The 10419-nt window shown below is 36.6% G+C and carries 10 protein-coding genes; 3 read left to right on the forward strand and 7 right to left on the reverse strand.

What is annotated here, in order from left to right; all coding sequences use genetic code 11:
• Positions 1 to 41 precede the first annotated feature (41 nt).
• Positions 42 to 1241, forward strand: coding sequence for an iron-containing alcohol dehydrogenase (locus tag PQ479_RS07870; protein WP_047986760.1), 1200 nt, complete (start codon positions 42 to 44; stop codon positions 1239 to 1241).
• A gap of 11 nt (positions 1242 to 1252) precedes the next feature.
• Here the strand turns inward: PQ479_RS07870 and PQ479_RS07875 are convergent, their stop codons facing one another.
• Positions 1253 to 2740, reverse strand: coding sequence for a methyl-accepting chemotaxis protein (locus PQ479_RS07875; protein ID WP_047986759.1), 1488 nt, complete (start codon positions 2738 to 2740; stop codon positions 1253 to 1255).
• Between the two features lie 600 nt (positions 2741 to 3340).
• Positions 3341 to 4246 (reverse strand): hypothetical protein, encoded by a 906-nt coding sequence (locus tag PQ479_RS07880; RefSeq protein ID WP_047986758.1) that lies wholly within the window; start codon positions 4244 to 4246, stop codon positions 3341 to 3343.
• A gap of 225 nt (positions 4247 to 4471) precedes the next feature.
• Between PQ479_RS07880 and PQ479_RS07885 the strand changes: the two genes are divergently transcribed.
• Entirely contained in the window at positions 4472 to 4681 is a 210-nt protein-coding gene (locus tag PQ479_RS07885) for a hypothetical protein (RefSeq protein WP_047986757.1), read from the forward strand.
• Between the two features lie 6 nt (positions 4682 to 4687).
• On the opposite strand, the gene PQ479_RS07890 is transcribed toward PQ479_RS07885, so the two are convergent.
• The gene (locus PQ479_RS07890; protein WP_047986756.1) at positions 4688 to 5032 is read right to left on the reverse strand and encodes a trypsin-like serine peptidase; all 345 of its coding nucleotides are present in this window, start codon (positions 5030 to 5032) and stop codon (positions 4688 to 4690) included.
• Positions 5033 to 5441: 409 nt separating this feature from the next.
• A complete protein-coding gene (locus PQ479_RS07895) occupies positions 5442 to 5609 on the reverse strand; it encodes a hypothetical protein (protein WP_273716900.1) in 168 nt (55 codons plus the stop codon).
• 147 nt (positions 5610 to 5756) lie between these two features.
• Here PQ479_RS07895 and PQ479_RS07900 point away from each other — a divergent pair, with 147 nt between their 5' ends.
• Entirely contained in the window at positions 5757 to 6050 is a 294-nt protein-coding gene (locus PQ479_RS07900; RefSeq protein ID WP_273716902.1) for a hypothetical protein, read from the forward strand.
• Positions 6051 to 6218: 168 nt separating this feature from the next.
• On the opposite strand, the gene PQ479_RS07905 is transcribed toward PQ479_RS07900, so the two are convergent.
• From PQ479_RS07905 to PQ479_RS07915, 3 genes are read right to left on the reverse strand one after another with little or no spacing between them, the layout of a single operon-like run.
• Positions 6219 to 7346 (reverse strand): mannitol-1-phosphate 5-dehydrogenase, encoded by a 1128-nt coding sequence (locus PQ479_RS07905; protein WP_047986754.1) that lies wholly within the window; start codon positions 7344 to 7346, stop codon positions 6219 to 6221.
• The gene (locus tag PQ479_RS07910) at positions 7346 to 7780 is read right to left on the reverse strand and encodes a PTS mannitol transporter subunit IIA (RefSeq protein WP_047986753.1); all 435 of its coding nucleotides are present in this window, start codon (positions 7778 to 7780) and stop codon (positions 7346 to 7348) included. Before PQ479_RS07910 ends, PQ479_RS07905 begins: the two co-directional genes overlap by 1 nt.
• A complete protein-coding gene (locus tag PQ479_RS07915) occupies positions 7777 to 9876 on the reverse strand; it encodes a BglG family transcription antiterminator (protein ID WP_047986752.1) in 2100 nt (699 codons plus the stop codon). The genes PQ479_RS07910 and PQ479_RS07915 overlap by 4 nt, the downstream gene beginning before the upstream one ends.
• Positions 9877 to 10419 lie beyond the last annotated feature (543 nt).

Consider the following 10419-nt stretch of genomic DNA (forward strand, 5'->3'; position numbering starts at 1 on the left):
GCAGACTGACCAATTTATAATCAGAAAAGGAGAGCTCAATTATGTACCGATTTTATTGCCGTTTTTATCAATTCATCATGCGTATTGCAGCACGTTTTATCCCTTTTCAAGAGCCTGAAATCATCGAAGGAAGTGGGCGTTTATCTCAAGTTGTTCCCTACCTAAAAAATCAAAATCTAAACCGTCTCTTGATTGTAACCGATCAAGGCATGATCGCTACCCACTTACTCGAGCCATTGCTCCAACAATTACATACTGAACGGATTGACTACTTTCTCTTTGACCAAACGACACCTAACCCTACTATTGATACGATAGAAGATGCCCTTGGGCTTTATCATTCCAAAAGATGTGAGGCACTTCTAGCATTTGGCGGAGGTTCGCCCATTGATTGCGCAAAGGCAATTGCTGCCAGAGTAGCTAATCAACAGAAAACGTTGCCCCAAATGAAAGGATTATTTAAAGTAGGAAAAAGCGGAATACCTCCCTTCATCGCCATACCAACCACAGCCGGTACAGGGAGTGAAGCCACACTTGCGGCAGTGATAACGAATGCGACCACATCAGAAAAGTATGCGTTAATGGATCCTGCTCTCACACCGAAATTAGCCGTACTGGACCCGCTGCTTACAGTAGGATTACCGAAGCCATTAACGGCCGCAACAGGTATGGACGCTTTAACACACGTGATTGAGGCCTATATTGGCAAAAGTACAACAAGGACAACACGCTCTCTTTGTCTCGAATCTATTCAATTAATATTTCGTTACTTACACTGTGCGTATCAAGATGGTTCCGATTTAGAAGCCCGTGCAGGCATGCAAAAAGCAGCTTATCTTGCAGGAAAGGCCTTCAGTCGCTCATATGTTGGTAATATACACGCAGTCGCACATACATTAGGAGGTTATTACGGGACTCCTCATGGGATTGCTAATGCTATTATACTGCCTTCCATCCTTCGAGAATATGGATCTACGATTATTAAACCATTATCTGAGCTTGCTGATGCTGCCGGAATAACAGAGCGTTCAATGAACCAAAGAGAGAAAGCACAACGATTGATCGAAGCCATTGAGAAACTCAACAAGGACATGCAAATCCCATCAAAAACCAAAGTATTAGAAAAAGATATTCAAGCGATGGCCAAAAGGGCTTACTCTGAAGCTAATCCACTTTATCCCGTTCCTGTCATCTTTTCAAAAAAACAATTTCAGGACATCTATTATCGTATAAAAGCATAAGGAAAAGCCTATCACTTTTCCTCAGAGAAGTGACAGGCTTCTTTTAAATCAATACTTAATTCACGAATACCATCTATGGATTGCTTCATTTTAGAAACATACTCATGTTCATTTTCTATCGTTGATAATATTTCCTCTGTCGATGCGGAATTCTCTTCGGATATATTCGCTACATTTTCTATTTGTGCTTGGATTTGATTAAATTGGTCAGCTAATTCTTGAATCGATTTCATACTTTCTGTAACACCTAATGTTGTTTCATCGTTAGCGATTTTTAGCTCTCCAAAAAACTGAGCGACATCACGCAATACTTCGGTCCCACTCATAATGGCCTTTTCACCTTCTACTGCCTTATCTGAGGCTAACTGGGCTTTTTCAGACAATGTCGATGTCACGTCACTAATTTTTTCTGTAAGCTGCTCACTTTGTTCTGCTAACTTACGAACTTCGTCAGCTACAACGGCAAAACCTCTACCATGTTCCCCAGCTCTTGCCGACTCTATGGCGGCGTTTAATGCGAGGAGGTTGGTTTGTTCAGCTATCTTCTTTATACTTCCAAGCAAGTGATTAACCTTTTCTAAGCTTTCCTCCAGGTCCGTAACCGTTGAAGCTGTTAAACTTATCGATTCGTGAACGGTTTCAACATCACCCGTTACTTTATGAATTTTTTCAAGCCCCGTTGCCACTCGCTTATTGATTTCTGATGCAATTTCCGTGACTCCTTCTGTAATTTCTACCGTTTCATTTGCTTTAGTTAATGATTTGCCCATTGTTTCATTAATAATCGAAAGGCTATTTGCCTCTTCTTGAATCGCCGCTGTCATTTGCTGAACCGCATCAACGACTTGCTGACTTGATTCATATAAAGTATCGACATTTTCATTAAACCCACTCATGCTTGAGTCTAATTGGACACTACCTCTACTAACTGTTTGAAATGTTGATTCCAGCTGCTGTAGTAATTGTGTAGCCCTTTGTTCTTTATAATACGATTCGTTGATAAGCTCTCTGCCCCACTTTGTTAGGAAGAATAAGAGAGCAATTAAACCATTTGTCATAGCAAGAATAATAACAATCGCTTTTATTCCATGGTCGGTTCCGAGTAACGTCGGTGGATCGACAAAATAAATAGTTAGAAAGGAGATATTAACGATGATTCCATAAATTAAAATTAACTCTTTTTTAAAATAGAGTGTGACCATCGCAATCGTCAAAATAATGATATAGTGTTTATTTAAAGCATAACCCTCCACAAAGTAGAGTGCCCAAATCGTTAATCCAGGTAGAAAGGCGAATAAAAAGCCTTTAACATATGTAGGTATTGGTAAAAAATAATTGGCAATACATAATAATAAAACGATGAGTGAAGCTACTTGAACCGCTATTGTATCTTGAAATCCTCTTTCTATAACAATTGGAACAACTAACATTAATAGAAGTACGATAATGACCCCTAAATTAACTCGATGCACTCTTTTTGTATTATACGCATCTACCATTATTACATCTTCCTCCAAATATATATTTTTTTACCTACTTTGCCCATTCTTATATACTAATATAAATGACCTATTTTTGATAGTATTAAGATCACTTATCTATTATTTCGTAATAATCTAACTACAATTAATAGTTCTTTTGGATTATTCGCTTTTTAACGAGTATTTGTTTGGAAAGGTGCCATATTTGTCCATAAGCCGAAACTCCACCTAACTCATCCCCCTGGGTACATCAAAAATAAGGTCACTTACGCACTGTCTATGAATGGAAAGAGGCATTCATCACTTGGTACGATTGCAGCACTAGTCATGCTTTGGCTAAAGTTGGTTTCGTTGGCTGGTTCAAGGTGAACAAATTGAGCACTCAGCCGTAGAAGGAAGAAACAATAAGATCAAGACCATGCAACGTAGACATTACTTTACCCGAAATCGTAAGCACTATAAACAACGGATTTTACTAGAATGTAATGAAGAATTGCTTAGTTGTTAATAGATAGCAAGTGCATGTTTTGGTGAAGAACCCTTATAATAAACGTTTATTTTTACATAAAGAATCTCCATTGTAATGTTACAATGGAGATTCTTTATGTAAAAATAAATTTAACTGCCTATTTGCAAGCTTAGAGGAATATACCACTCATCACCACTAAAAATTCCTGTAAAATCAAATTCAAATACTCCAGCGTCTATTGAAACTGATATAAAACCTGGAAGGTGAGGATGTACATAATCAAAGATAAGCTCTGCATTTTCACCACTAAGACGTTTAGGAGCAGAAATCTGTTGTACAAATGATCCACCTTGTTGTGCATAGTTTCCAACGCTAATTGTACCACCTGTTCCTCCGCCCATTCTATTTACATCAATAGATATATTAGTTCTATCATAGAAATCTCCATCATATGAAATAGCCATTGCAGAGTAAGTAAGGAGATCACCATAGCCAGTAAAGTTTTGGTCCCAAGTTAACCCAAAAGCATCAGTATGCATTGCGAATACGCCTGAATTATAGTGCCAATCGACAGATACAAGATAAATGTAATTATTGGCGTCTTCTTCAAGCACCATTGCATGGATATAGCCAGTCCAACTTCCATGTTCCCTATACTCAGAATTGAAAGGAGCAACGAGTTGACCTTCCTTTAGAAATAATTGGTGCTCTTCTTGTTTAATTTTTTGAATTTCATGTTCAGTTAGAGCGTTAAAATTATGTGTTTCACCGTTAATAGTGTGATACAAATGGTTCGTTTCACCAACTTCATAGGATGCTTTTATACCATTGGCTTCTAGAAAAGTAATTTGAGTATGATTACTCATGTTTTTTACATCTTCTTCTGTAAACCCTCGCTCTATTAGTTTGTGTTTTCTTTGTTCTTGAGATAATTCACTTACTTGATTCTCTGTTAATATAACAACATCAGATAATGTCAATTCATTTGCAAATGTGAGGGTTGTGGAAGTCAAACTAAACAGTAGTACTAGCAACAATATTCTAAAAAACTTCAAATGATCATCTCTTTTTTGTAATATTGTGTTAAATATACTAAAATATGTTTATTATTATCAACTTTAGTTTTTTATTGTAATAGATTATGAGGTTAAATGAGCTAACTGATAAATAGAATAAATCACTGAACATACTAATTTCTTAAGATTTCTTTATTTGACATTTTTAGTATGTAGTATTCATAATTGATGTGTTAATTAAAGATAGATGAGGAGAAGTTGAAAATGAAAGAAGCTATTAAAATTACATTACTAACAGTATTTTTCATAGGGATAAGTATGGTATTATTACCATTTATATACATTTGGATAGGTGGAGGTTACTTTCAAGGTGGAATTCTTATAGTTATTCTAATTTTATTAATCATTGTCTTAGGGAATATATATGATGTCAAAGAAAGGTTGAAAAAAAATGAGGCTGAGAAAAAGAATTAGAAACTATTAATATAACTTATTAATTATTTGAGTTTGCCCAGTCCGAATCAGGCTCAAACTACTAGAAGTTATCCTTTTTTCAATATTATATAAACCAATCTCAGTGTCTTTAATAGTTACTCCTGCGCTATGAACACCAGCAATAATATTATTAGAATTATAAACTGGAGTTGCTGACTGTCCTTTATATGTATCGATATAATAAAGTATAGTATTTGGAGTAACTTCATAAAGAATATCTGAATGGTACCACTGATAATAAGCACCACTAACAACTTTATCACCCGGATATTCATTTACGGTAAATGTGTTATTAAGTAACGTACTTTCACTTAAGACTCCAACGCCCATAGACCATGTACTCTGAAAACTAATATCTGTATTTATAACTCCATAATCATAGCCATAGTTCTAGTTTCACGATTTGCATATTCAGCAGGCAAATATGCTTGTATTCCATTAGCAATACCAAAGGGTGCAATATTACCATTACGTCCAAGAACAACCTATATTCCAATCAAGTTCTTATAAACAGGTCCTTAGGGTCTAGTATCAGTTAAAGTTCCAGTACATACTGAACCACTACCGTCATCTCAATGCATTTCTAAAAAAGATATTGTAGAGTTCGGGTAAGTAAGAGTACTAGCATCTGGCCTCCTTTCATCAGGCCCAATTATTGCATAAGTAATTATTTCAGGTTCTAAAAATTCCTCAAAGCCTCCTACTTCTTCTAAGTTAACTTCTAATGAGTAGTCATATTCTATTTCTGATTTCCATACTCTAAATCTTTAGTGTCCCGAGTAATTTCTTCATATTCGTAATCCGTAAAAATTAGTTCTAAATCCGTTTCATCAGCTTTTACGTCTAATTGCCATATTAAATTTGATATAATTAACACTGAACCTAACAAATAAAAATACTTTTTCATCGCATTACCTTCCATCCTTTTATTTGTAATGATATAATAAATCACAAACAAAATTGACAGAAAAAACAAAATATTTTTACGGTATTACAAACCTTATTTATTTATAGATAATAACGTTATAATTATACCTTACAGAGAGGACAATGTTTGATGAGAAAGCTATTAATTGTATTTTTATTATTAGGCCTACTATTAATTAGATTTGATAAAACAGCCAACAATAAAGAACCAATTAATATAAATCGAAATAGTGATGAGTTCAAATATAGTAGTCTAGTACATTACCTTAAGGTGAAACAGTTTCAAGTGATAGAACTCGAAGTAAAGGAGTCTAGTGGTACCGCTAGTCCCGTAATTCTTGATGATGATTTTAGTCATGAAATTGATACAAAAGTGGACACATATAAAGTAGATGGCCATTTACAATTCAATTATGAATAAAACTGTAGAGCTATCACTCATGTCTGGCGCACCTAAAAAAGATGACTTGCACCATTAGGTGAGCCATCTTTTTTCAATTACATAATACTAACTGCGGTAATGTCTCCTTGGGATAATGAAACTAATCCACGTTTATTGAGATTACCGTTGCGGCAATCTCCTGTTTGTTTATTTGATTTTCTCCTCAATTAACGCAACTAATAGGTTTGATTCCGGTAAGCCAGTCACTTCTAAAATAACGTCGTGAAGTGCGTTGTTTTTTAACTTTTGCTGAAGTTCTACACTTTCAGGGTCTGATGGTACGTCAAATTGAAAGGCCGCTTGAATTCCCTCTAGTAATGCTTCCGGTTTCTTACCAAGCTCAAGGAGCATTCGGGCAGGTTTAATAAAACGCTCGTTGAAACTTAGCTTTCGTAATGGCCCACGTGCAACTCGAGTCACTTCATCCGATAAGTGAGGATTTTCAAAGCGACCAATGATTTTTTCTACATAATGACGATGTTCTGCTTCATCAAATCCATATTGAGCGGTTAATACTTTGGATGTTTCTTTTAATGTTTCTTGCAATGCATGTAAAATATCAGGATCCTGAATGGATTCTTTGATCGTCTCGTAGCCCTTTTGATAGCCTATATAGGCTACCGTCGCATGACCTGTATTGACCGTGAATAACTTCCTTTCAATATAAGGGGTTAAGTCAGTTACAAAAGTTGCACCATCTAAATGAGGTACTTCCGTATGAATGGCCGAGCGGTCGATTGCCCACTCAAAAAATGGTTCAACCGCCACGGTCAATAATTGTTCTTGATGCTGGTTGGGAACTATACGATCAACAGCTGAGTTTGGAAAACTTGTTGTCGAAACAATCTCTTGCCACTTGTCTTCATCCACATAAGATTGAATGAAGGATTGGAGTGTTTCTGTTGCTCCAATTGCATTTTCACAAGCAATAACAAGTGATTCTTTATTCCCTTTTTTCTGAAGTCCTTTGGCAATCGGCTCCGCCACAAATTTTAATATGGATGGACCTATTGCAGTTGTGACGATATCAGCAGAAGCAATCTCTTCAATCACTTGTTCTAATTCCGATTGACTATTAAGAGCTCGAATATTTGTGATTAGCTCCTCGCTACCGTTTTCCTCAGCCATCTTCACTGTATATTGTTTTTTATTGTTAATCTCTTGAATGATCGTTTCATTCACATCTACAAAGACAACCTCATAACCAGAATTTGAAAGCAGAGCACCTATAAATCCCCGGCCAATATTACCAGCTCCAAAGTGTATTGCCTTCATTATTCGGCAACCTCTGAAAACATGTCTAATACCTCATCCGCTGATTTTGTTTGAAGAAGCTTCTCTACATTCTCGACTTCAGAGCAGACAATAGCAATTTGAGAAAGAATTTCTAAATGCTCATCACCTACACCTGCAATACCAATAACAAGGCGAACTTCTTCACCGTTCCAATCAAGTGGTTGATCGTAAATTTGCACCGCTAATCCAGACGCCGTTACTTCCTTTTTACCTTCGTCTGTTCCATGGGGAATGGCAAGCATATTGCCCATAAACGTTGATGTAATCTCTTCCCTTTCTAACATTTTTTCAACATAATTCGAATTCACATAGCCTTTTTCAACTAAGATTTGACCGACCTCTTGGATCGCTTCCTCTTTTGTTGTTGCTTTTCCAGAAAAACGAATATTATCTTTCACTAAAATCTTTGTCATGTTGTCCACTCCTTATTGATTATGTCTTGCAAGTAGTTTTTAAATTGATTGGCCAAATAGTTCTTTATCTCTGTTTCCTGACCTTTTTCATATAGCTTAATCGAATGTTCACTTTCAATGATTTGAGCACTTATAAAACTCATCAAGGCTAATTGCGAATCATTCATTTGTTCGGGTGCTAATAAAATGAAAATCCTTTTTACTAGCATACTTTGATTATCCATACCTCGCCGATACAAAGGATCCTTTAATTCATAAATAGAAAATAGAGGCTTAATAATTTTCGGATGCCTTGTATGGAATAAGGCTAGGCTTGTCTCAGGTATAGCTAAACCGCCTAGTTTCTCCCTTTGTATTAAGGCTTCTAAAACATCATGTGCAGATTCTACCACACCACGCTGTTCATAATCAGAGCATAAAGCTAATAAATTGTCCTCTAATGTATGAGCAGGTAAAACTTTAAATTCTAGTTCTGCAAGGATCGTTTGTATATCACCATTAACCTCTCCAATTACTTGGAAAAATAATCGATCAATTGTTTTTCCTTTTACATGATGAAGATTACGATAAGACTCTCTCCCAGTCTTATTTCTTTGAACTAACGCATTTAAATGATCTCTTATTTGTCTTACTTCATCCTTAGCCAAATAAGGTCTTACGTAGATATATCCTTCAAATCCCTGCAGGGGTACCGTAGAAATAACTAAATCATAACTCTTTACCATATTCTCATCTAAATCAAACATGGAGGCATTATCCATCAACGTAATTTCTGGGAATTCTTTGTTTAGACGACTTGCTAACAGCTTTGAAGAGCCTATACCACTCGAACAAATAACTAATGCACTAAGCTCCGACTTATTGGTCCTTAATTCAATGACTGACCCGAAATGCATCACGAGAAAACCAATCTCTTCATCAGGAATTGCCCAACCTTGGAAAACCTCATCCGTGGCTTTTTTCACTACTCGGAATAATTCATCATAATCATCCTTTATTCTATCAAGGAGCGGATTATGGATTTTCATTTTGTTCCTAATTCTATATATGGCTGGTTTCATATGTGACAATAAACCTTGATATAGGGCTTCTTCCTGTAAGGAAACCTGTAATGACTTTGCTACGGCTTGTATGAGCTGCTTGACCTTTACAGCCAGCTGTAAGTCAGAGCCTTCTAATACTTCTTCTTTTTGGCCCATCCATTTAACTCCGCGGAGATGCATCGTAATATAGCCAATTTCCTCTTCTGGAATTTCTATTTGCAATTGCTCCTCTAAATAAAAGGCTAGCTTTTGCGCGAGACGATACTCTTTTTCAACCTGTAATGAACTCAAATACTCTCCTTTTAGTTCAATTCTCTCGCCTTCCTTAATTCGTTCTAAAGCGAGCGTAACATGAACGACTAAAGCAACATAAGAACTATCTGCCATTCCATCTGTAAGCTCCAACCGCCATTGATCAATGGTCATTTTCACATTCTTGATCGTCTCTATATCAACATAATGCATCAATCGCTTTAGAACGACCTTAGAAATGGGTGATTGTACTTTGTCATCGCCACTTAATAGTTGATAAAAATAGTCTTCATTAAGATTTTCACTAATTAATTTGCTTAAAGCTCGGCGAATAACAACTTCCTCTCCTTGTACTTCGACACCATATCCACGCTTTTTTATTAAGCGTAGTTGAAAGGATTTTAACCAATTTTCTACTTTACTTAAATCATTACTAATGGTAGCTACGGTCACATTTAGTTCGTTCGCTAACGCGTACAATTTTATTGGTTCTCTTACGTGCAAAAGATGAGAGAGAAGCACAATTTGGCGTTCTTCTGGTGTATATTCTTCATGCTCTAGCGATCCGAGATATGACATCAGATTCATGCGTTCTTCCAATGTTCCTTCAATCGCTAAACCTTTCCCATCTTTTTTCAGTAAGAGGTGAAACTCTGATAAAATATCTTCTATACCTTTAAGATCCCGTTGGATCGTGCGTGTACTTACTTCTAGCTCCTTTGCCATCATGGCAATCGATATCGACTTTTCTTCTCTTACTAAAAGCATCAGTATCGAACGTTCCCTAGCAGACATATACATCACAGTCACCTCCGTATCTTATTATTTTGTATGAAAGTTACTACTGATACTCATGTGCGGAGCTTTACTCGTCGCTACCGAAAATCATGATCCGCGTCCTGCGGGGTGGCGCTGCGCTAACTGGCTACGCCTTGGATCTCAGCTCTTTCACTATCTCCCACGAGAGTCTCTGCATGACTCGCCCGCTAGGTTAGTACTTATTCTCAAGTAATAAATCAATCTAACACTTTTCTTTAAAACGAAAAAGAACAAAATCAAATTAAATGAAGTTCCACCAGGTAATGATTGAAACCCTACTTCTATATTTGGAGAGGACTCGTATCCACGGGTTAAGAAGTCGTCACTATCCATGAAGAATGGCCTTTGTGCAGTTACTCCGAGGTTTGGCCTCTGTATCTTCACATTAACCGCCTTTTTGTGCAGTTACTCCAAGGTTTGGCTTCCTTATCTGAACATTAACCGCCTTTTTGTGCAGTTACTCCGAGGTTTGGCCTCTGTATCTTCACATTAACCGCCTTTTTGTGCAGTTACTCCAAGGTTTGG

It is taken from the genome of Alkalihalobacillus pseudalcaliphilus (genome assembly GCF_028610675.1).
GTDB lineage: Bacteria > Bacillota > Bacilli > Bacillales > Bacillaceae_D > Alkalihalobacillus > Alkalihalobacillus pseudalcaliphilus.